Genomic DNA, 21,559 nt, shown 5'->3' on the forward strand with positions numbered 1-21,559 from the left:
CGTTTTTTAGAAACACAAAAAGAGCGCCTTTACAGACACCCTTCTACAAAGTTGCACCGAATATTTGATAAGCCGGGACCAATTTGTTCTCTTCCTCATGCTTGTAAGCTGCAAGATCAAAGAATCGTTGTATATCCATATCATCTATTTCATGAAGCTTGTAACCATTTTCCATCAAGTCAAGATACATTTGCTTCATCCTGTTAAGGTAGTCCCTGTAGGTCATTGGCTTCCCTGTTATTTTTGAGCTTTCTCGGCCTTCTTCTTCAATTGAGCCTTTTTTTTATCTTTAACCATAACCTGATCAATAATATCTCTGAGCCAGTCAAATAAATCATCAGATTGGACACCGTCTAAAATATCATCAAAGGTAAATTGATTTTGGAATATGTCTAAAACAAGAGTCATCATGTCATCCATCACATCATGCTCTGTCATGCCAGATTCTTCATCCATTGCCTTTGCATGTATTTCTAAAGCTCTATACGTATATCTTGCTGTAACAAGTGGCTGAACAAATGTTTTTTCTGGGACAGATAAAATTTCTCCGTTTTCATCTAATTCAGCAAGGGCATAATCTCTCAAAACTGCTTTAACCATTGTAAAACCCACCTTTTAATTTTTATAGAAAAAGCAGCCTCTGTCAGGCTGCCGGTTTTATTTTCCTAAATCTGCGCTCACTTCTTCTGTTGTCATTCCATCTGGAAGCACCCCGTAAGCACGTTGATAGAACTTTTCTAATGTGAACCCATCGTTCTGATCATAACCAATTAGGAACACAAGTCCGTCCGATTTACGCGGCAAGAATTGTCCTTCGATTGCATCTGTTTGATAGTCCACTTTATCTTCTTTCGTTTTTCCTTCCACTGAAGGGATTCCAAATTTACCTTTTAACAGGGCATAGTACACATAGCCTTTTTCATGGTGTTTCTGCCGCCATGTGATGCACACGTAAGGAGGCTCCATATCCTTATGGTACTCCTCAATGCCATCAACAACCGGCACACCTAAAAGAGTTCTTTTCATTTCTGTGGTAAGGTCTGCGACATTTAATTCGAGTTTTGTTTCACTAACTCCTGAACTCTTTACCGCATAAATGCCGTCATCCGCATAAAGAGGTGTTAATTCAGAAGAAACATCTAACTTGGCTTCAATTGCCCCTGGCATATCTACGATCCCAGAGGCTTTTTCATCAACAAGTTCGGCATATTTAATGCCACTTAGCCCCGTCTTAGCCATTCATATCATCCTTTTCCATGTTTATTTTTTGTATATCAATTAATTTCGTGGCCCTGTATCTCCGGGCGTACCGGTACAGAGCAATATCTGGGTCACGGTCAAAGGCTGACGCATATTGCTTGTAGTCGTTCTCTGCCATGATCTGATCAATCACAGGCTGAATAGCCTGGGCGTCCTTTATTGTTTTGGTCCATAAATCTATTTGAATATCAACCTCAAATGTTAGGGCCCTATCATCCGCATAGTCTTTTCTGTGACTCTCAAGCTCGTTAATGCGAATCATTGGGGCCTTTTCTATATCTCGGTCTTCTTCCGGAACAAAGACCAGGAATATCCGGTCAATGTCCACAAGAGAAGTAAGGGTTTCGTTTTCACTTAAAAGCTTTTCAACTTCCTGAATGGGAAGCATCATAGTCCCAGCTCCCTCATGTAAACTTGCTGCACGATCTGTAAAACCGTCTGCTCCATCTCGTTTGATGTCCTCTCAATGAAATGCTGCGGGGGCTGCTTGATCGTTCCAAAGTTAGAGAAGTGTAGGCGGGATGCTGTTTCTTTCCCATAACCCACACTTGCATATATCTCCCCGTCTTCCTTCGCCTTTGTGTACACCACATTATCTTTCATGTGTACTTTGTGGGGGTCGTGGTCGCTTTCTCTGCCTCGGGGCGTATTACGTTCCAGAGCCTCAGCAAAAACCTGAGCGCCTGCCTGCACGGCTGTTTTGGCAGCCCTGGTATTTTTTCTTGCAAGTTTATCAAGCTCTTTTTCTATACCGCTGATACCGTCATCTTGTCGGGCCATCAGCTCACCTTCTCCGCAAAAACATTGATCAGGTTTTTATCCTGAGAGTTTGGGAGAATATCTTTTATTTCGTAAAGCTCATCATCATGAAGAACGTGCATGTTATTGGTCGCCTTCTTAACTTGCTGATAGCGAATAATGAACGTAATGCTGTTCTCTAAGAAGGTGCCAGCTGTCGTGAGCTTTTCCCTTAACTTCTGTTCTCTTATCTCAGCCCAGCAAGAAAATAAGGGCTCATTTACCACAATATTCTCCCTAGTTTCTGGATCCTTCCCATTCTTTCGTGTAACAAAAGTGATGCGTGTATTGAGTCGGCTAAATTCCATCTGTATACGCCCCTCTGAATTGCTGAATAAAGTTTGTTACGCCGAAAGGTATTTCTTGCAATGCTTTGTCCATTGAGGATACGCGCTGTTCATACCAGGCACCTACCAGAAACATGACAGCCGTATCAAACTTAGAGTTGTTTTGAAAGAAAGCATCCCTGTTTGGCGAAAGCGTTACGGCATCTTTTATATATTCTTCCGCAGCATCTTTCAGCTGCTGGATAAACCCATCATCAAAATTGTGATCTATACGCATCGCAAGCTTTAATTCTTCAAGCGTCATTCCAACACTCCTTTACAAACAAAAAGGGACGCCGGTATGCGCCCCATTATGCATTATTCTGTTGGTGTTCCTTTCAATTCATCAATTTGTTTTTGCATACCGTCAAGTAGTGACTTTACTTCACTGTTCAGGTTATCCAATTTCACGCTGCCCTTTCCGATGTGATTACTTCTAACTGAGCCGTCGGCCAACATTTCATACGTGATACTTCCCTTTTCAATAACTGCCGGGTCGCCTTTTTCACCCTTTGGTCCGGCCGGTCCGGTTTCTCCTCGCAACCCCTTAATGTACAAAGGATTTTCTTCACTGTTTCCGCCAAGGTAAACCCGTGTTGTCGGTTTACCGTCCGTGTCCATTTCCGATGCTGTCCAAACGTTTCCGCTTTTATTTAGAAATTCTTTCTCCATTTTTAATCATCCTTTTCAATTATTTTTTATTGGCCCACGTCTACCGCTGACTGATCTTCTGTGCTAGGTGTCGGTTGATTGATAGTGACATAATAGCCAGCTTTATCATCAGCTTTCTTCACGTCGAAACGAATCGCCAGAGAAAGGACCTGTCCATAAAGGTCATTTTCCACCCATTTTGCTGTGGCTTTTAATCGGTTCGCAAAAAGAACAGCACGTTTTAAATCTCCAATAAACATAACCGCGTCGCCATCTTTTTCACCTAAGACAGGATCATCTACAACTGTGTTCGGTCTTCCAAACAATACTTTTCCAGATGGGGATGAAATATTTTGCTGTAAAATGTATTGCCCGTTTTTATCTTTGAGCGTATCTAAGAATTGAAACGCCGAAGAAGTTGCGACAATATCACGCTTATAAGCCTGTTTTAAATACACATTGAAAATCTTTTTAAGCTCGTCAGTTCCTGATACTGTCATCGTTGTGAATGTGCGTAGAACTGCAGCAATTCTAGAATTTCGTGTATTGCGTTCAATCTGTTGCAAATAATTTGCTACAAGGGCCGTTAAGTCAACGCCTGAATCGTCAATGGCCTCCTGAGAAATTGGCAATTGACCGCGGTATGTTACAACCTTCCACTCCACCTTCTTAAATTTTGGTTTCGCTAACTCTGGATTTTTCTCTAGTTCTTCCACAGAGTTTAGTTGAGTGCTAGCGTTCTCCAGAACTGGATAAGTACCAGATGAAGTTGTAACAGAAACGTTATTTACCATTGTGCCAAGGTCAACAACGTCTTCCAGTTCCTGTTGTGGCTTAGTGATTACATCAATTGGAATTAGCACTTCTGCACCATCAGATTTCAGCCCGTCGCGCTTTTCCCCTTTTGAACGCAGAAACTCTTCAAAGGCTCTTACTTCTTCTGTCTTCCCAGGTTTAATAATTGTACGGAAGCTAGCTCCATGCATTGATCTTTTTTCATCATCGTCTTCATTACCACCAGCCGGTGCAGGATTTTCCGGCTTAAGCCCCGCTAACTCTTCATACTCCGCAAGCTTTTTCTGCAGGCCGTCAAGTTCTTCTTTCAAGGAGGTAATTTCACCTTTCAGAGCTGTAGCTTCATCCAGCTTGTCTTCCTCTGCTCGTTTTTGGGCATCTGTGATTTTTGTATTAATGGCCGTTTGTTTTTTTGTAATCTGTGATCGTAGTTCCTTAATTTTTTCAGTTAACATGTGTTTGCTCCTTTTCAAATAAAATAAGCACCCGATTTTCGAGTGCTTTTACAATCCCATTTTTAATAAATCCAGCTGTAGCAGCAGCTTTTCTTTTTCCGGATTCCGGTTTCTTTCCTCATACTGCTGTAAATTCCGTTTGGCAATTGTTACGTCAGTGTCTTCATAAGCCGGATAAGTAACGACTGACACATCTGTAAGCTTTGAAATGTTTCTCAAGCTCCGCAACGGCAGGCCGGTTTCCTGGTCACGAGTAAAACTATCCCCATCCTTCCCCAGCATGAAGCCGAAAGAACAATTTGAGATATTACCAACCCGCAGATTTTCGTATAAATCTGTTGCGTACTGCGTATTCGGTAAAGTAACGTCGAATCTTAAGCCGATGTCATCAACTTCAAGCTTAAGCGTGCCGGCAGACGTACGCCCGAGAATCTTGGACGGGTCATGATCAATTAATGCCCGCACATCGCTCATGTCTGTCTGATCCAGAGCCCTTTTATCAATCATTTCAATAAAACCGCCCAAATTGTGGCTGCGGGTGCCGAATTTTAAAGCATAACCGCTAATTACTTTTGGGCCGTTATCGTCTGAATGAGCTTTTAAGGCCCCTTCCTGCCACGTTCTAATCTCTACTTCCTTAGACATTCCCCTCACCTCCTTCACCTGCTGACGAGATCGGCAGGCTCTTTGCTTTTGCTTTCTGAATCTCGTCCATTGAATCAATGTTCACATAGTTCAAACTCATGTAACGCTTGTCCCCATTTGGTATTGGCTCGTAACCATACTCAGCCAGCGCATTGTTGAGAGAGAAAATGCCGTTTTGTAGCAAGGCAATGACATTTTCACGCTTCGTTTTTGCGTCCGTTTCCCTAAACCTCCGCGTATCGAATTGAAATTTCCGTTGCAGGTTTAAAGGATACGGCAACATTTTGAAATTAAGCTCTGAGGCGATGGCCGCAAAATAGTTGGATAGTGTATTTGTCAGATAGTCCAAGTTAGCTTGTTCAAGTGACGTGTTGACTTGCTCAATGCCCAGCTTGTGCGCCGGCAGCCCGAACACTTTGGCTATCTGTTTCGTTGAATGCGTGTAGTTATTCACGATCTCAAGCACTTTCGTATTGATTTCTAACTGGCTAAACTCCATGTTTTCATCGAGCACAACAACCCGCTGTTGATTCTTTATGCCAGAGTTTGCTTTTTCAAATTCATTACGGATTTTGTCCTTTGCCTCAGGAGACAAATGACCTTTTTTCATGTTTACAATACCGCTTAAGTTGACGCCTCTTCTGAAAAAGTCTGTAACAAGGCGCTTCCCAGCCTCCTGGCTTTCAATCTCATGCTTAAGGCTAGAAAGAGGACTCATACCCGTTATTCCGTCCACGCTGAAAAATTTAATGTGCAGTACATTTTCCGGCTTCAAGACTCTTTCTTTGCCGCCAGACGGATAATACCTATACAGTATTTCATTTCGGTCCTGTAGCTGCTCAGCATAGACTTCACTATTCAATAAATGAATAAGCTCTAATGGTGTTCCCTCTTTGTCCCGGACTATTTCCGCATAAGACTGGCCATTCATTAGAGCGTTGGCCACAAGAATGAATTTAAAAAAGTAACCCGAATAATAATCATTGGGCTTCTCATTCAGTAACCTGAACAGATCGGAATCCTTTTCCTCAACACCACTTTGGTGAACCATAATTGGCGATGCTGCAATATCAGAGGAAAGAGTAAGAACCGCCGTGAACACGTCGCTATTTTTGATCGCACTGACAGACGTGTAAGATAGCCCGTCCAAGCCAAGAATGATTTCATTGAACTCTCGGGCCCCTGGGCTCTGCTTATCTAATGATCGAAAGAATGCCACTTAATCACCCCCCTTCCTCTTCTTTTGGATTCAGCAAGAAGGCAATAAGAACGAGAAAAAGACCTGTCACAATAAAGCCGGCTACAGGGTGAAGATAGAAAACCCCATAGTCGATAACAAACAGCCCCGCTAAAAATAAAAGAGTATGCAAGTTCAACTGAATAAACTGACATACTCCCAACAAAAATGTATTTATTTTTCCGATTTTCATGGCTCCCCCTCCTTCCCTAAAGAGTAAATTCTTCGCTTTCATAATAAGAGTTCCAATCAAATTCCTCTTGTTTGTAATGGTACATAGCGCCCGTGTGTGCGTTCATCATTGCCGCTGCAGGGTCAATCTTTTCCCTGTATAGCGCTTTGTCAATCTGAATCGTATCATTCACTTTTTTCAGCATTGCATTGTGCATCGCCGTATCAAGTAATGGATTCTTACTGTGTATGATTTTCCCGTCGAATACATTCAAACGAAAATCTTTTGTTGGTTCAGATAATGTGCGAGGACCTTGTCGGACTTCAATCAGCACATCCTCATAGCCGTATTTCTCAATTTCATTTAAGAATAAAGAGATATTGTAAGGGTCAAAGAAGATTCCTTTTACTTGTAAATCAAATTCTTTAATATGATTAATCATATAATCCACAACCTGCTGCAGATTAATGATCCCAGATTTTTTGTCAGTAATTGTACAGTATCCGGCTTTCGCAAGAGTGCGATAGTCCAGTTTGTCACGCTCAATTTTATTATCCAGTCCGCCTTTTGTTCCAACAAACGAGTGACTGTCCACATAAAATGTCTCTTGTTCATCCTCTAACGGATAAATGAAGCCAAGGGCTGATAAATCATCAGTTCGTGATAAGTCAATCCCTATGTAAACCGGCTTCCCTGTAATGTCAGGCGCAGCATCCACACCGCGCTTTTTCCAATCGTTCCCGTTGATAAAACTTTCAGAGGAAGCAGACTGCCATATATTAAAGTTTTTTACGAGTGTACCGTTTAGATCATCTTTATCAAGGGCCTCTTTCAATTTCTTGCGGAGGTTTTTCAAGATTTTCTTTTGTAGACCCTCCACCTCAAGCAATGGATTGCTTTTTATCCAAGTGCTTTCGTCGTAAATTTCCTCTTCGTCATCTTGTTCGTAGACAATTGCAAAATAGTTTTCATTTTCCTTACGGCCACTGAGAATATCATCAACATAAGGATACTCCTGCGAATACATGGGACCGTTCAGCTTAAAGCCAGCAGTACTGATGATTAAGATAAGGCCCTGGTCCTGCTGACCTTGGGAAGACTCCAGGACTTCCATCATTTTTGTGTTGGACGCCGTGTGGTACTCGTCGAGAATTCCAATAAGAACATTCAAGCTGTCCAAGTTATCGGTATCCCTTGATAAAGGCATAATCACACAATCATCTTTCAGGTACCGAATTTCATTTTGTATGAGCTTTGTCCATTTTCTCATGAATTTCGATTTACTTCGTATCTTCTTAAGCTGCATCGAGATCATTTTAAAGACGGTTTTCGCTTGGCCTCTTGAATTAGCTGTTGCATAAATTTGCCTGTCAAACTTAGGCGCTTCGCCGTAAATCAGCTCATACAGTGATAGACCCGCAACGAGTACAGATTTACCACCCTTTCTCGCCATGCTTATATACGCTTTGGTGAATCGTCGGAAGCCGGTCTCTTTATTCCTCCAAGCATAGAGCATGTACACAATGAACTTTTGAAACAAAGCCAGTTTTGTGGGCTTTCCCGTTGATATATCTGGCAGCATCTCAAGAAACTTAATGACCTTTTTTGCCTTTTCTGGTCTGTATTCATATTCATAAGACGGGTCAGCTGCTCTTTCCAAATCTCTCAGGTGACGCTGACAAGCTTTTATGACTTTCTTGCATGCCGTTATTTCTCCGCTGACAACCTTTTTCGCATAAAGCGTGCCGGGGTCAAGATTTTCAATCGTCATCTATCGCCATTGCTCCAAACTCATCATGTTCCTCGCTGTCGCTGTCGAGGCCGACGATTCGCAGACGTGAATCCAGAGACAGACCAAGCTGGCCGGCAATGCCCCGGATCTCTTTAGACATGCTGTTCATTATATCCACAGATGGATTTTTCTTTTTTACCGTCTCACCCCGGCTGTTTTTTTCAAACATGACTTGGCCGTCTTTGGCTATATCGGCCATTGCTTCCCGATACTGTGCATAGCTGTTGCAATAGATCGCAAGCAATGTCGAATCTAATTCAGAGATTGGCAAATTGATAATGTGCGGGTAGATACGCCGCCATTCATTCTTCGCCATAGTGGACAGCCAGTATGGTGGCTTTTCTTGCAAGGGCGAAAAATCTTTCAGTTTTTCTTCCTGCTGCAGACGCTCTTCCCGCTCTTCGTTGGTAATTTGTCCTTTTAACGTTTCCGTTAATTGTTTTCGTCTCGCCAATCAAAACCACCACCTTTCGTCCAAAATACATCACATAAATTTCGGTAAAATCAGCGAACGACAAAAACGCCGATCAACTCATACGAGATAAGGGATCGCGCGTAATATTCCAGTATTCAAAATCCGGCTAAAATAGTAAATCTCAAAATTTCATTTCAACATTTTTTACAAAGTTGAGGGGGCGCCGATGCCCAGGAAAAATTTTTTGGTACCCGGTTAAAGTTCGGGGGGACTTAATTCATTTTCCCGTTAAAAATTTTTGATTCTCCACCCACAATTGGGGAAAGACCATGATACTCTCTAACTTCGTTTACTGTAAGTACGCCACACCGCATAAGACCTGCAAATTTATTTGGATTCATAGGCTCTTTTTTAGGAACCTTTGGTGCTCTAATGGTTGGTCTTGAAGCATATCCCATTTGTTATTCTCCTTTCCCAAACGTGACTTGGTTATGATGATACTGACATAACACCTCAAGATTATTTAAATCAGTACGTGCCTGATCATCGTTTAAAACGTCTCTAAGCTCTTTAAACTTATGATGGACTACTAACCTATTAGACTTATTTAAACGTCCCTGTGAGGCGCAGACGGCACAATGATAGTTACTTTCTCTTAGCTTCTGTTCTCGAAGAAGTTTCCACTCTCTCGAATGGTAGTAAGAATAGAGTTCATTGTTCTCCCTGTTGTACCTCACATCTTTGTTGTATTGCTTGTCAGCATAGCCCTCGTGCTTCTCACAATAGCGTTGTGTCCAGTCCACATAGTTGCGGCAGGCTGGTGCGTTACATCTTTTTAACGGCAGGACTATCACTTCCTTTCCTTTTATCAACTAGAAAAATATAACACTTCAATTCCCAAATACGATATAATTTAACCAGGAGGTGATAAATATGGCAGATATATCTACTAAACCGAGTCCAATTCAGCGTAATCAATATGATGTCGCTGTAGAATTAACCCAATTACACGTAGAAAAATATGGTGTCTCTAATCCAAACGATATAGCTGACGCATATGCAAAATATTATGCATTAGCTTTTATTTTGCATAGAGATCGAGGGTCCCAACTAGTAACGCTTCTTCCCGAAGAAATCAAAAGCAAATTAAAATATTAAACAGATATGATCGTGCCATCTATACTTTAATGTGTAGATGGTTTCTTTTTTTATTAATTCTACCCCTCCTATATATTCTTTCTAAACTGCCGCCGTACTCAAGCCGTTAACCGCCAATAGTCCTCCCTGAGATTTACCGGAAGCAGTTTACAAAAAATATCTCCCGATACCAAAGTCGCAAGACTAGCGCGATCCAGCTCAGAATGATCACTCATTCCTCAACGCTTTAATTTGAGTATCCGAATTCGCCTTGATAAGGGATAGGCGCTTTTCCCGTGCTATGAAGTTGTTCTTGATAAGTTTGAAAATCCACACTCCCACGAAGTTGATAAGAAAAGTTTATCGGTATTTCAAACATAAATAGTCTCCTTTTTTGGGCCCCTTTTTGTATCCTTAAAAGTCCGTTTTTTGTCCAAAAGAAAAAGCACTCAGATAATCCCAAGTGCTGTAGCAAGGCGGTATATCGCCCTTTTTTTCAGTTCATAATAAGTGTTTTTCTTGATACCTAAATCCATGTATATACTTATGTCCTTTACTGCAGATGCCGTAAGATACTTCTTCTCAATGATTAAACGTTCTAAGTCATCCAGGCTATTTTGTAACGCCCGTTCCATCTGCTTCACCTTTAGCTCATTGATATTATGCGAATCCCTAAGAGAAGGAAAGAGACTCATGCCCGCGCTTTCGCATTCTCTCTTGTTTTCAATTTGTACTTTTAAGGCTCTATAATCTTTTAGCTCTTTGATGACTATTTTTCTTACGGCTCTTGCATCCACTGGACTCATAAATGAAAGCTGTTCTGCTGTCATGTTAATTTCTCCAATCTTGCTTTGACTGCCTCCATTAAAGCATTTTGCCCGACGGCTTTACCCTCTAAAGCCCGCATAACATCTTCATCCACAGTGCCCTCTGTGACAAGATGGTTCACGATTACACTATGTTTTTGCCCTTGACGGTCAAGTCTTGCATTTGCTTGCTGATACAGTTCAAGACTCCAAGTCATCCCAAACCATACAATGATATGGCCTCCATCCTGTAAATTTAGTCCGTGCCCTGTAGATGCTGGATGTGCTAAAAGCATTTCAATTTTTCCTTTGTTCCAGTCAGCTATCTCTTTGCTGCTGTCTAACGTCTTTGCCTTCTTAAATTTTTGCTGAATGCGTTCAAGATCGTGCTTGTATGAATAAAAGACAAGAATAGGCTTGCCGTTGGCTGCTTCCACTATGTCCTCTAAAGCATTTAGTTTTTCATCATGAAGTTTTTGAATTTCTCCACTTTCGTCATATACGGCACCGTTCGCCAGCTGCAATAGTTTGTTTGAAAGAACTGCTGCAGTATCAGCCACAACATCGCCATCTAAAAATGGAAGAAGCAAATCCTTTTCAAGTTGTTTGTATTTCGCTTTAATTTTGTCAGGCATTCGTACTTTCACAACATTGTCTATTCGTTCAGGCAGTTCAAGCCAGTCTCTAGCCTGCATACTAATGCAAATGTCAGACACTTTTTTATGAATGGCTTCTTCGGCTCCTTCTCTAAGCTTCCAGCTGTATATAACAGTTCTATTTCTTTGATCAGGCTGAAAGTATTTCTCTCTATAACTGGTGACGGTTTTACCCAATCGCTCTCCCTGATCTAACAAATACATTTGCGGCCATAAATCAATCAAACTGTTTGGGGCGGGTGTTCCTGTCAGGCCCACAATTCTTTTTATAAAAGGCCTAACTTTCTTCAAGGCCCGGAACCGTTTTGCCTTAGATGATTTAAAGCTGGAAAGCTCATCTATCACCACCATGTCAAAGGGCCATTCTTTGCCATAAAAATTAACAAGCCATTCAACATTTTCACGGTTAATAACGTATATGTCAGCTTTAGTATCTAGGGCCATAATTCTGGATGATTCAGGGCCCAACACCTTCGATACTTTTAAATGGGAAGTGTGGTCCCATTTTTCTGTCTCTCTTGACCAAGTATCCTCTGCCACCCTTAAAGGCGCGATTACCAAGACCTTTGATACATCAAAATAGTCATATAGGAGGTCCGATACTGCTGTTAATGTACTTACGGTTTTCCCCATTCCCATATCAAGAAAAAGACCTGCTGCCTCAGTGTCAATTATGTGTTTGATTGCGTGCTCTTGATATTGATGCGGTTTGAACTCCATGAAATGCCCTCCTAACAAAAGCTTTTACTGTATCTGTAGAATCTAATACTCGAACCTCAAAGCCCAATGCTTCCAAATCTTTTTTACGTTTTACCTGTAAGGGCCTCAACTTTTCTCCCGGCGCTTTCATTTCCGCAAAGACAGCCCTTCCCCCAGGTAAAAGCACAAGCCTATCAGGCACCCCAGATAAACCTGGGGATACGAATTTCATCGCCTTGCCTCCATACCTTTCAACCTCCCGTTTGAGAAGTCGCTCTAATTGACTTTCCTTCAAAACTGCCTTCACTCCTTTTAACCGGTATCCATAGTTGCCTTAATTGCCATAGCCTATCTATGTTCATGAAATAAAGAGATTATAGGGATTTTCTTACGTGTGTACGCTATATTCTTTTATTTTTATATTTATATAGATAATATGGATACCATGGATACCAATATAGGCTGGGCCCTTGATACTGCTGGATTTATTACGGTATCCATACTCTTAAATTATGGATACTAGTATGGATACCATGGATACCGTATTTAGATTTTCATAAATTAGTATGGATACCGTTAATTCACTCTTACAAAAGCTCTTTGCACACCATACAAACGGCCAAATTTCATCCTGCCACGGCTCTCAGTGTATGGCGCCCAACCTGGAAGCCTTCGCAAAATATCGTTTATCTCACGAGCCTGAATAGGGGTCATTTGCTTAGGGTCGCCCCCAAATAGTTCAACCCACACCTCCATGGCACAAACTCTTTCACGCTTAACGGTCCCTTTCGTCTCTCCATCGAAGTCGTAACCTTGTAGAAAATTCCTTCTTTCGCTAATGTCTTTTTTGTCCCAATCTTCGGGAAGAAGAGTGTTTAAATATTCTTCAATCAGGCCAGCTTTTGCACTGTCTTCGGTGTGAAGCTCTTGGGCTTCTTTGGCGGCCTCTTCTAACTCGCCTGTGAGATAAAGGGGCTCTTTTTCATGCCAGCAATCAACGGCCTCAGCCCATATCTGGTCAATCTCATATTGGTTAAGGTCTTTCCAAATGCTTTTTGTTCTTTCCTGGGCTGCCACAACAACGGGCCAAAAGCGTCGGTTCCCTGTTCTGTCTTTCAAGAAAGTCACATCGTTAGTAGAACCAAAGAAAACGCACTGTCTCGGGAAAACAGATATTTGTCGGCCGTATGCAACCCTATAGCTGTCCTCCTGCTTGGAAATAAAGTGCTTTACTGCCTCAGCTTCTGCTTTTCGGGTCGCAGACAATTCGGCCAGCTCTATCAGCCAGGCACCTTGCAATTGTTCATAGGCTTCTTTCCCCTGAACTGTTGTAATTGAGTCAGAATGCCAACCCATCCCAAGTTTTTTAATGATGAAGCTTTTCCCCACACCCTGGGGCCCTACCATGACCAGAACGTTATCAAATTTCACGCCTGGCTTAAGAACGCGTCCAACGGCTGCAGTGAAAATCTTTCGAGTAACTGCCCGGACATATTCCGTGTCCTCAGCGCCCAGGTATTCAATAAAAAGCGTATCGAGCCGGGGCAGCCCGTCCCATTCTAAACCGTTTAAATAATCTTGCACCGGATGAAATTTATTCTTCCCTTGGACCTCCATTAAGGCATCATGAACCTTACCTTGTCCGGAAATTTTATAGATTGTCTCTAAGTAGTTTCTTAAAGAGGCATCGTCCCTGTCCGTCCAGTAATCTCCCTCCGATAATTTACGCCAAGGCAGATCACCCAAAACGGCAGCCCTATGTGAAAAGTCATTCCATGCGATTTTCCCAGCAAGCCGGGGGTCATTCTGCAGAATCAAGATAATGTTTTTGGCCGTCGAAAGAACATCGCCGTTTTTCTTTACGTCCAGATGCTCCAACCAATCCATATCCGTATCTTCAACGACCCCAAACTCTTCACTTGCCTGGGCCAGCTTTTCTTGTCCGATTGTACGTTTTACATTTTTATCATTTAAAGCAAAATCGGACATGGCCATAAATGATGGCAGGCGGACAACCGGCGTATTTGGGTCAGCTTCTTCATCACGCATGCCAAACTTATGGATTCTGACTAAATCAAAAGCATTGACTAAAAGACCTCCGACCGGGTCAGTTCCATGATGGGAATATGCAAATTTTTCGTCATCGTAGAGAATTAAACCGCCATTAGTGGACCCTTCCTTATAAGTGAAGCGCCCTGGCCCGGCTTCTTCATAAACGTCAGATAAAAACGTTTCAATTGCTTCCGGAATCGAATATGTTCGGCAGAAGGCCCCGACCATTCCGTTTTTCTCATGGGGGTCACCTTGCTTATCCGCAAGCTTTTGCCGGCTCTTTTGAATCCTAGATGATTCCGGCCAATATGACGGGTCGGTCCAGTCTTCATAGCTGGCTAATACTTCGTCGGGGTCAAGCCAGGCTTCATCTTGCAATTTAAAAACGTATTCACCGTCTTTAGACGTTGACGGCCAGTACATCAACCGGTGAGGCTGATAAGTCGTATCATCGAAAAAATCAATACCAATATCAGCTGCTAGTTTGCGGGAGACTGCCTGGTATTCATCAGGTGTAACGGCCCGCCTTAACGGAATCACAAGTCTCAAGCGTGGCGTTTCTTTGCTGTGCTTATGTGTTGAATAGGCTGCACATGCAAAGTCGTACATCATTTCTACTGACGCCCAGAGATCGCCTTTTATAAAATCAGCGTCGAGGGTGACAATTTGACGCCAGGCTACTGTATCAGTTTTCCGGCGGCCACCTTTTAAAGAGCCCCCAACAAACCCGCCAACATCTTTTATTTGGTCCTGCTGTGACTTGGACATTTTTTTATATTCTGCATAGGTTTCATTCGTGTAATTTGGTGTTGATAATTTTTTCAGCAGATCGGACCATAGCATGTCTTTGTTTTTCCAAGCCTTATCCCAACGGTTGCGCCCAATTGCTATGGTGATAGACCCGTCATGCTGCACTCGATTTTTTAAAGCTGTTTCCATCACCGGACACTCCCCCCTTTTCATTCTGCTAAAGGTACTGATTTTCGAGGCTTTTCAAGTACGCCCTCTAAAGTATTTAAAACTGATTCAAAGCGCTCATTACCCCAGGGCCCATAAATTTTATTTTTGATGATCAAAATAAACTCGGTTTCGGTCCCGATGCAGCCAAAATCCCCAAGTGAATAATTTTTAATAATAGCCATCACTTACCATCCCTTTCTATCCATTCGCAATATTCGGCTTCCTTTTTCCTCACTGAGAATAAAAGCCCGAATACGGCTATTAGACTTCTTATAAAACTCATAATCTCAGCCCCTGCTATTAATCTTTTTTATAGTAATCTGTGACAAAGCCGTCAGCCGTCAAAGGTAGACCTTTAGCCCAAGATATAGGCTCTCCCATAATGGCCTCTACTTTATCCAATTCATTTTTCCCGCGGGGAACATCCAGGACAGCTTCATCATGAACGTGCATGACAGTTTTATAGCCAGCATTGTCTAAACGTATAAGGGTAATAGCCAGACAATCCCGTGCAGTTGCCTGAACGATATTCTCGACAAGCTTGCCGCCGTATGTGTTCAACCGCCCCCACTTACCAGACTCAAGTTTCCCTTCATAAGTAAGTGCTTCTTTTCCAAAGCGTTCATCCAATTCAAGTTTTGGCTTCGCATATGCCAGGCGTCTGCCTGACGGTAGCTGTACAAACAAAATGCCGGATTCATATAAGAAGGTTAGGCCGTGCTGAAGCTTAACTGGCTTTCTCTCTTTAACTGCTTTAATTGCTGCGGCTTCTACGTCATACCAGAACTTAACTATCTTTTTGTTTGCTGTCCGCCAAGCTTTTACAAGCTCAGGAAGTTCATCCTCTGCTAAGCCCATGTTTAGGGCACCCATCTGAATAAGCGCACCTTTTCCGCCCTGGTAGCCCAAAGCTAACTCGGCAACTTTACCTTTTTGTCTTAATGGGCTGCCTTTAGTGATTGACTCAACCGGAACTTTGAACATTTGTGCTGCCGAAGCCTCGTAAATCTTCCCGTGAGTGTTGAACACTTCCAGACGCCATTCTTCTCCTGCAAGCCAAGCAATTACACGGGCCTCGATGGCCGAGAAGTCAGAGACATAAAACTCATTACCTTCTGACGGGATAAAAGCTGTTCTAACAAGCTGAGACAGTACAAAAGGAACTTGGCCGTATAGCAATTCGATGGCTTCATAGTGACCGCCCTTCAATAAGTTCCTGGCTGTGTCCAGGTCCTCTATCTTGTTTTGCGGCAAATTCTGAACTTGAACCAAACGTCCGGCCCATCTGCCAGTACGGCTGGCCCCGTAAAATTGAAGTAAGCCGCGAACACGATTATCAGGGCAAAGAGCTTTCTCCATTGCCAGATACTTTTTAACTGAGGTTTTCGCCATTTCTTGCCTTAATCTCAAAACCCTGTGAACAGTTTCATCGTTTGTGTTTTCAATAAGTTCCTCTATTTTGTCTTTAGCTAGACTGGAAACAGCAAGCCCCTTCTCTTCAAGCCATTTTTTTAATTGCGCCGTACTGTTGGGATTGGGTAGACCAGTCAACTTCTTAGCCTCTGCCATTAAGCTGGCCTGGTATTGTTCATCACAGGCTATTGCATGCTTGACCAGGTCCACGTCTATCCGAACGCCCCTATCATTTATCTCCTGATCTAACGCCCATAATTTATGTTCAGATTCCAAAGGTTCAAACTTGGAAATACGATTTTTAATTGCACGTTCCACTTCAACATCCTGGATACAATAGGCTTTGAATTGCCCCCACTTCTCCGGATCATGTTCGGGTAGATTCCTAACCCTTTGCCCATTCGCCTTGGTCGGTTTACATGGTACAGAAAAGTAACGAATAAGGGCTTTACCTGCTTTATCCTTCTGTGCCGATAGCTTTAACGCTTTGGCAACCCCGTCAAGATTCCCAGGAAGCCCTAAAGTAGTAGCGTGGACAGCTGTACACCTCCACTGTGCCGGCGGCAACATTAAATTAAAATGCTTAGCGATACACGTTCTTTCAAAGTTAGCGTTATAAGCTGTCTTGATTACCTGCGAACTTGTCAACGCCACCAAGACCTCATGCGGTAACGTATCCCCTTGGGCCAGATCAATTATTTTTATAGGGTCGTCATCGAAAGCATAAGCAAATAGCAGAATTTCAAAAGATGGAACCTCCGTGTACGCGTAAACGCCTGCTTTTAGAAGATCAACGCTTGAGAATGTTTCTATATCAATTGATAAAGTTTTCAATTAGTAGCCCGCCTTTTTTTAAAAAAATAGCCCGTTTACATCCCCGTATTTTTCTTGGAAAGCTTTACGGCCGAGTTGGGCAACCTCTTGACGTGATCTAAGGGGTGTAACTGCAGCTTCGTAAGGGTCCATTCCGCAGTTATTGACCCGATTAATATAGGTCAGGTATTTAATGCCGTTCGACTCAGCAAGGGCTATCAACTCAGGGGAGTGGCGATGGTGTTTATTACGAGACGAATGCTTTTGCACTTTTCTCATGTTCTCCCTTACGTCAGTTGCTGGGGTTGTCGCGGCCTTTTCTTCATCCCAGCCCAACCTATTCACACGTGCAAAAAATAAGTTTCGGTGAATCCCGTTTGATACTGCAACATCAGCCCATTTTGACTTTGGCTTGCGTTTTTTTACGGGTGTTGTTATGGCCTTTTCTTTATCCCATCCTGAGAAACGTATTCTTCTTTCAAGTCGTATCTTGTCAATACCGTTTTTAGCTGCCCGTTCGTATTCTTGAGGTGTGATATACCAGTCTGATGGATTAAACATGTTTTCACTCCCAATCTACTAAAAAGGGGAAACTCTCGTCTCCCCTCATAGTTCTTTTAATCTAAGAAGCTTTCGCCATCGTCTTCAAAGTCATCAACTGCATCAAAGTCATCTTGAGCCCGTGAGCGACCGCCCAGGTAATCTCCATCCTCAAGTTTTTGAATGTTATTTAAGCCACAAGCAATTCCTTTGTTTCCGGCTGTATTGAACGCGTAGAAGTTAATTGAAACGCGGCCATAGCAACCACTGTAAAGTTCTTCTGAATCAATAATGTCATTTAGGTGTTTATCTACAATTCCAGGCTTAGTCTTGCTTGAGGCATTCAAGAAATAGCACCCCGCATATTCCTCCTGGTCTGATCTTTCTTCATCCCCATCGCGCAAAGGTGTTTTGAGGTTTGCTGGGATTTTACCTCCCCATTTGCTGGCGCCAGCTTGTTTAGCTGCTTCAATTGCGGCCTTGATTTTTCTTAGTGTGTCCTTATCAGTTTTCGGGATAAGAATTGCAGTGCTGTATTTTGGCTCTTGGCCGTCCTCGATTGCATGAGGTTGAAAAGCATGAAGATATGAAAAGCGAACCTTTCCTGTTACTACCTTTGTGTTTGTGTTTTTGTTAACTGCCATTTTGCATGTCTCCTTTGGTTTAAGTTTTTTTTATTTGAAATCAGCAATAGCTGACTCAGTTGAATTTAATTCAGGCCGTTTGTCCGATTCAGGGACAAGTGTTGGCTTCCCTGCCGGCTTTATAACCAGGTCTTGCAGTAATTCATTAAAAACTTTTTTGCCTATACTTTTTTCTAAGGCTGACACTCCCAGAACCTCCGGTTTTGTAAGCACTTGTTCCGGTTCGTAACCTTCGGCCAAGAGTGTATTTTTCACTGCGTCTTTGTCCGCGTATTTCCGGTTGCTTCTACCCTCAACAAGTTTCCAGCCCGGTATCTTCTCCCCATGGTGTTCGGCTTGTGCAAGGGAATATTCTTGCACATCCTTAACCCACCTTTTGAGCTCTTCTGCTTCGTAGAGAATTGCCCCTAGGTCCTCCTTTGATAGAAGCTCAGGCTTTTGAAAATCAAAACGCGCTAACTCTAGATTTTTCTTAGCCCTTGCCGCACAGGTCGCTTTTGCCCTGCAGAATCTGCAATGTTCACCGGCTTCAAAGTCACCCTCACCCTTCCAGGCCATTTGCGCCCGGGGTTTAACAAATTCATCGGCCCATGCCATAAGCTCAGATACTGATAGCTCATATGTAGATACGCTATCTAGTCGCGGCTGTACAATAGTCATGCGAACAAATTCAATATCATAAAGAGCGCCAAATTGATTTATAGCCCCTAATGCATAGAGCATCATTTGGGTGTTTCCTTCTGCTTCCACGGGTACGCCTTTCCCGTATTTCAGGTCTATTACTTCCATAACTTCATCAGCTATGATCAAAGCGTCACCAGTCCCAAATCCTTCAGGAACCCACTCGCTGAAATCTAAGCGCTGTTCAAGTAAGATAGTCGCGTCGCCTTTGTCCGCCTCAAGGGCATTAAATTTTTCAATCACTAAATCTGAATAGGTCGTGACATATTCAAGCATTGAATCAGAATATAGCTCGTGCTTTTTTAGCTTGTTTAGTCGCCGCGTCCGTGTAGCTTTAGAAATTTGTCCAGTGTGATATTGAAGCAGCACCTCTGACACTTCGTGTGCCAGGGTCCCCTCTTCTGCAAACTCGCTTGTCGTTTCTTCAAACTGATCTTCTAAACGCGCGCTTGGCGTACAGGTGAGCCAGCGTTTTGAGCCTGACGCAGATAACTTCGCGTGGGCTCTATCGGCATGCCCCTGCGTCATAGCTGCTCCGCCAGTTCAAGTAATTCCGCGTAATGCTCTTTTGGAACCTCGGTCAGCTTTTTAGCGCCGTATTTCGCGAATAGCTGCTTTATCTCGGCTTGTTTGCCTTCCTGGGATTTTTCAGCCAACTTTTGGCGAACGACTTTAATATCAATTTCCTGCGCGTCTCCCTGGGCTGCTTTCTGGTTTGCTTCGGTTTCAGGCTTCGCAAGCTCCTTTTTAACTTCAACCGGCTTTTTCTCTGCAGGTTTTTCCTTTTCGACCTTAACCTCAGCAGCCTTATTGACGGATAAAGGGCTGGCAGAAAGTGCGTCTGCTAATGCTTGGAGCGATTTAGCAAGCTCCGGTGCTTCAATTTTTAAAGTGATATTCATAAGTGCAACCTCCTATTTTTGATTGCGGAAAGCCGCAATTTCTTTCTTTTTTGCTTTGCGAATTTTTAATTTGTAATCCTCTTCCTCGTATTGGCAGTCTTCGACCTGGGCCGCAGTGACTTTGCCCTTTTCAACGAGTTCAGCAATCGTGATAGGATTTAACTTTGACGCTGGCAGGCCTACGATGTTTCCAAGCTTTGCCTTATCGAATTTAGTAGAGACTTTTTTGACGGCTTCGATTAGCGTCGCCTTGTCATCACGGTAAACAAGTACAGGACCGTTCTGTCTTAAGAAAGCGACCAAACGAGCTGTCCGAGCGTTAATACTTGAAGCTAGTGCCGAACGGTCTTTCTTTGCCTGGTTAAGGTCTTGGAAAAACGCGTTCGCTTGAGAAACTGAGCTAATGGCTGACATGGTAAAACCTCCGGTTTCATATTTTTGGTCCGCGTGTTATAATTGCGGCGTTATTTGTTTTACAATGGGTCGCCTCGGCAAAGGCGGCTTTTTTACACTGTAGGTCTTGCTACAAGATAAGCCCTGCAGTATTTAAGCATTTGGTTGTGAGAAAAATCCGCAATTTTGGGTTTATTCATTTTTCGCATCTTCTGCTCAAATTCAGCGAAGAAGGCTGCAAGTTCAATAGCCTTTTCCCTCTGCATTTGAACCCCCTCCTTTCTCCAAGGCTTCTTTTTCAAGCAACCTTGGAACTGATAGCTTCATAAAAAACTCATAAAGCTTGTCTTCTACATGTGCCGGAAGCTCTTTCATATCCACCCTCCTTAACTACTTGTATTTCCGTCATTTTTAACACATTTAAATCCAGATTTATAAAAATCGCTATTCTGGAAAGTGTCTTTGTGCTCGGCAGATATCTTCCGTTTTCGATGTCAGAAAGGTAAGTCCTAGACAGGCCCAGTGCCTTCGCCATTTCTGTCTGCTTCAAGTGCCTTTCTTTCCTTTTATGCTTGATTAAAGCTCCAAGCTTTTTCCCATCCAGCATGTTTATCACCTCCCGTTAAGGTATGGCTAAATTGTACGGTATTCACGACATTTTGTAAAAGTCGAAATATGACGAAATTCAAGCATTTTAAAGATTTAGAGAGTATTTAGCTTGTATTTCCGTCATTTTGCTAAAAAATACTTGTATTTCCGTCATTTTTAGTATTGTATTTCCGACATTTGGGTACTATAATTGTGTCATACTAAACGACACGCGACACAATGGGAGCTTTTTAGGCCTTACTGTGTTGTAAAGGAGATAAAATCATGACTGTAGGGCAGAGAATTAAAGCTATTAGGAAGGAACGGAAGTTAACTCAAGTACAACTGGCTGACAAGGCAAATCTTTCTCGTTCATACCTTGCAGATATTGAAAGAGATAGATACAACCCAAGCCTTTCCACTTTGGAATCTGTAGCAGGGGCACTTGGTGTGCAGGTCTCTGCAATTGTTGGTGAAGAAAACCTTATAAAAGAAGAGCCTGCAGAATATAACGCTAAAGAAGAAAAAGACATTGCAAAGCGTATGGAGGAAATAAGAAGGGACTTAGAGAACTCGGACGGACTAAGCTTCTCTGGTGAGCCTATGAGTCCCGAAGCCGTTGAGTCTCTCATGGAAGCAATGGAGCACATCGTTCGTCAAACACAAAGAATCAATAAGAAATACACACCAAAGAAATACAGAAAAGACGATCAAGAATAGGGGGCCTTA

30 protein-coding genes are annotated in these 21,559 nt (G+C 42.7%); 2 read left to right on the plus strand and 28 right to left on the minus strand.

The window, feature by feature from the left end:
• Positions 1 to 43: 43 nt before the first annotated feature.
• The 15 genes from V6D44_RS14545 to V6D44_RS14615 all read right to left on the minus strand — a co-directional run bounded on the left by V6D44_RS14545 (position 44) and on the right by V6D44_RS14615 (position 9,004).
• Entirely contained in the window at positions 44 to 190 is a 147-nt protein-coding gene (locus V6D44_RS14545) for a hypothetical protein (protein ID WP_442893322.1), read from the minus strand.
• 47 nt (positions 191 to 237) lie between these two features.
• The gene (gpG, locus tag V6D44_RS14550) at positions 238 to 600 is read right to left on the minus strand and encodes a phage tail assembly chaperone G (protein ID WP_333516636.1); all 363 of its coding nucleotides are present in this window, start codon (positions 598 to 600) and stop codon (positions 238 to 240) included.
• A gap of 57 nt (positions 601 to 657) precedes the next feature.
• A complete protein-coding gene (locus V6D44_RS14555; protein WP_333516637.1) occupies positions 658 to 1,239 on the minus strand; it encodes a major tail protein in 582 nt (193 codons plus the stop codon).
• A complete protein-coding gene (locus V6D44_RS14560) occupies positions 1,232 to 1,651 on the minus strand; it encodes a hypothetical protein (protein ID WP_333516638.1) in 420 nt (139 codons plus the stop codon). The genes V6D44_RS14555 and V6D44_RS14560 overlap by 8 nt, the downstream gene beginning before the upstream one ends.
• Entirely contained in the window at positions 1,648 to 2,040 is a 393-nt protein-coding gene (locus tag V6D44_RS14565) for an HK97-gp10 family putative phage morphogenesis protein (protein ID WP_333516639.1), read from the minus strand. Before V6D44_RS14565 ends, V6D44_RS14560 begins: the two co-directional genes overlap by 4 nt.
• Positions 2,040 to 2,366: a phage head closure protein gene (locus tag V6D44_RS14570; RefSeq protein ID WP_032731906.1), complete on the minus strand. Its 327-nt coding sequence runs from the start codon at positions 2,364 to 2,366 to the stop codon at positions 2,040 to 2,042. The genes V6D44_RS14565 and V6D44_RS14570 overlap by 1 nt, the downstream gene beginning before the upstream one ends.
• Positions 2,356 to 2,649 (minus strand): head-tail connector protein, encoded by a 294-nt coding sequence (locus V6D44_RS14575; protein ID WP_333516640.1) that lies wholly within the window; start codon positions 2,647 to 2,649, stop codon positions 2,356 to 2,358. The genes V6D44_RS14570 and V6D44_RS14575 overlap by 11 nt, the downstream gene beginning before the upstream one ends.
• 53 nt (positions 2,650 to 2,702) lie before the next feature.
• Entirely contained in the window at positions 2,703 to 3,056 is a 354-nt protein-coding gene (locus V6D44_RS14580; protein WP_333516641.1) for a collagen-like protein, read from the minus strand.
• A gap of 26 nt (positions 3,057 to 3,082) precedes the next feature.
• Complete coding sequence (locus V6D44_RS14585) at positions 3,083 to 4,285, minus strand: phage major capsid protein (protein WP_333516642.1); 1,203 nt, start codon at positions 4,283 to 4,285, stop codon at positions 3,083 to 3,085.
• Positions 4,286 to 4,333: 48 nt separating this feature from the next.
• Complete coding sequence (locus tag V6D44_RS14590) at positions 4,334 to 4,930, minus strand: HK97 family phage prohead protease (RefSeq protein WP_333516643.1); 597 nt, start codon at positions 4,928 to 4,930, stop codon at positions 4,334 to 4,336.
• Entirely contained in the window at positions 4,923 to 6,149 is a 1,227-nt protein-coding gene (locus V6D44_RS14595) for a phage portal protein (RefSeq protein WP_333516644.1), read from the minus strand. Before V6D44_RS14595 ends, V6D44_RS14590 begins: the two co-directional genes overlap by 8 nt.
• A 4-nt stretch (positions 6,150 to 6,153) precedes the next feature.
• Positions 6,154 to 6,360, minus strand: coding sequence for a hypothetical protein (locus V6D44_RS14600; protein ID WP_333516645.1), 207 nt, complete (start codon positions 6,358 to 6,360; stop codon positions 6,154 to 6,156).
• Positions 6,361 to 6,376: 16 nt separating this feature from the next.
• A complete protein-coding gene (locus tag V6D44_RS14605; protein ID WP_333516646.1) occupies positions 6,377 to 8,110 on the minus strand; it encodes a terminase large subunit in 1,734 nt (577 codons plus the stop codon).
• Positions 8,100 to 8,585, minus strand: coding sequence for a phage terminase small subunit P27 family (locus V6D44_RS14610; protein ID WP_003237412.1), 486 nt, complete (start codon positions 8,583 to 8,585; stop codon positions 8,100 to 8,102). Before V6D44_RS14610 ends, V6D44_RS14605 begins: the two co-directional genes overlap by 11 nt.
• A gap of 233 nt (positions 8,586 to 8,818) precedes the next feature.
• On the minus strand, positions 8,819 to 9,004 hold the full coding sequence (locus V6D44_RS14615) for a hypothetical protein (RefSeq protein WP_046160698.1): 186 nt from the start codon (positions 9,002 to 9,004) through the stop codon (positions 8,819 to 8,821).
• Positions 9,005 to 9,479: 475 nt separating this feature from the next.
• Here V6D44_RS14615 and V6D44_RS14620 point away from each other — a divergent pair, with 475 nt between their 5' ends.
• Positions 9,480 to 9,704, plus strand: a complete 225-nt coding sequence (locus V6D44_RS14620) for a hypothetical protein (RefSeq protein WP_333516647.1) — start codon at positions 9,480 to 9,482, stop codon at positions 9,702 to 9,704.
• Between the two features lie 428 nt (positions 9,705 to 10,132).
• Here V6D44_RS14620 and V6D44_RS14625 read toward each other — a convergent pair whose 3' ends face one another.
• The 13 genes from V6D44_RS14625 to V6D44_RS14685 all read right to left on the minus strand — a co-directional run bounded on the left by V6D44_RS14625 (position 10,133) and on the right by V6D44_RS14685 (position 20,849).
• A complete protein-coding gene (locus tag V6D44_RS14625; protein ID WP_042975080.1) occupies positions 10,133 to 10,513 on the minus strand; it encodes an ArpU family phage packaging/lysis transcriptional regulator in 381 nt (126 codons plus the stop codon).
• Positions 10,510 to 11,865: a DEAD/DEAH box helicase gene (locus V6D44_RS14630; RefSeq protein WP_333516648.1), complete on the minus strand. Its 1,356-nt coding sequence runs from the start codon at positions 11,863 to 11,865 to the stop codon at positions 10,510 to 10,512. Before V6D44_RS14630 ends, V6D44_RS14625 begins: the two co-directional genes overlap by 4 nt.
• Positions 11,813 to 12,139 (minus strand): VRR-NUC domain-containing protein, encoded by a 327-nt coding sequence (locus V6D44_RS14635; protein WP_213376749.1) that lies wholly within the window; start codon positions 12,137 to 12,139, stop codon positions 11,813 to 11,815. Before V6D44_RS14635 ends, V6D44_RS14630 begins: the two co-directional genes overlap by 53 nt.
• Positions 12,140 to 12,420: 281 nt before the next feature.
• Entirely contained in the window at positions 12,421 to 14,835 is a 2,415-nt protein-coding gene (locus V6D44_RS14640; protein WP_333516649.1) for a virulence-associated E family protein, read from the minus strand.
• Positions 14,836 to 14,855: 20 nt separating this feature from the next.
• Positions 14,856 to 15,038 (minus strand): hypothetical protein, encoded by a 183-nt coding sequence (locus V6D44_RS14645; protein ID WP_306372547.1) that lies wholly within the window; start codon positions 15,036 to 15,038, stop codon positions 14,856 to 14,858.
• Positions 15,039 to 15,156: 118 nt separating this feature from the next.
• Positions 15,157 to 17,103, minus strand: a complete 1,947-nt coding sequence (locus V6D44_RS14650; RefSeq protein ID WP_333516650.1) for a DNA polymerase — start codon at positions 17,101 to 17,103, stop codon at positions 15,157 to 15,159.
• A gap of 18 nt (positions 17,104 to 17,121) precedes the next feature.
• The gene (locus V6D44_RS14655) at positions 17,122 to 17,643 is read right to left on the minus strand and encodes a hypothetical protein (RefSeq protein WP_333516651.1); all 522 of its coding nucleotides are present in this window, start codon (positions 17,641 to 17,643) and stop codon (positions 17,122 to 17,124) included.
• A 56-nt stretch (positions 17,644 to 17,699) separates the two neighbouring features.
• A complete protein-coding gene (locus V6D44_RS14660) occupies positions 17,700 to 18,266 on the minus strand; it encodes a DUF2815 family protein (protein WP_333516652.1) in 567 nt (188 codons plus the stop codon).
• Positions 18,267 to 18,296: 30 nt separating this feature from the next.
• A complete protein-coding gene (locus V6D44_RS14665; RefSeq protein ID WP_333516653.1) occupies positions 18,297 to 19,475 on the minus strand; it encodes a DUF2800 domain-containing protein in 1,179 nt (392 codons plus the stop codon).
• Positions 19,472 to 19,849, minus strand: coding sequence for a hypothetical protein (locus tag V6D44_RS14670; protein WP_306372543.1), 378 nt, complete (start codon positions 19,847 to 19,849; stop codon positions 19,472 to 19,474). The genes V6D44_RS14665 and V6D44_RS14670 overlap by 4 nt, the downstream gene beginning before the upstream one ends.
• Positions 19,850 to 19,861: 12 nt before the next feature.
• Positions 19,862 to 20,263 (minus strand): hypothetical protein, encoded by a 402-nt coding sequence (locus V6D44_RS14675; RefSeq protein WP_326216797.1) that lies wholly within the window; start codon positions 20,261 to 20,263, stop codon positions 19,862 to 19,864.
• 92 nt (positions 20,264 to 20,355) lie between these two features.
• Positions 20,356 to 20,508, minus strand: a complete 153-nt coding sequence (locus V6D44_RS14680; protein WP_179289453.1) for a hypothetical protein — start codon at positions 20,506 to 20,508, stop codon at positions 20,356 to 20,358.
• Positions 20,509 to 20,576: 68 nt separating this feature from the next.
• A complete protein-coding gene (locus tag V6D44_RS14685; protein WP_095374955.1) occupies positions 20,577 to 20,849 on the minus strand; it encodes a helix-turn-helix transcriptional regulator in 273 nt (90 codons plus the stop codon).
• Between the two features lie 266 nt (positions 20,850 to 21,115).
• Here V6D44_RS14685 and V6D44_RS14690 point away from each other — a divergent pair, with 266 nt between their 5' ends.
• Positions 21,116 to 21,550, plus strand: a complete 435-nt coding sequence (locus V6D44_RS14690; protein ID WP_041345303.1) for a helix-turn-helix domain-containing protein — start codon at positions 21,116 to 21,118, stop codon at positions 21,548 to 21,550.
• The last annotated feature ends 9 nt before the right edge of the window (positions 21,551 to 21,559 follow it).

The organism is Bacillus sp. 0209A (genome assembly GCF_036765095.1).
Classification (GTDB): Bacteria; Bacillota; Bacilli; order Bacillales; family Bacillaceae; genus Bacillus; species Bacillus subtilis_G.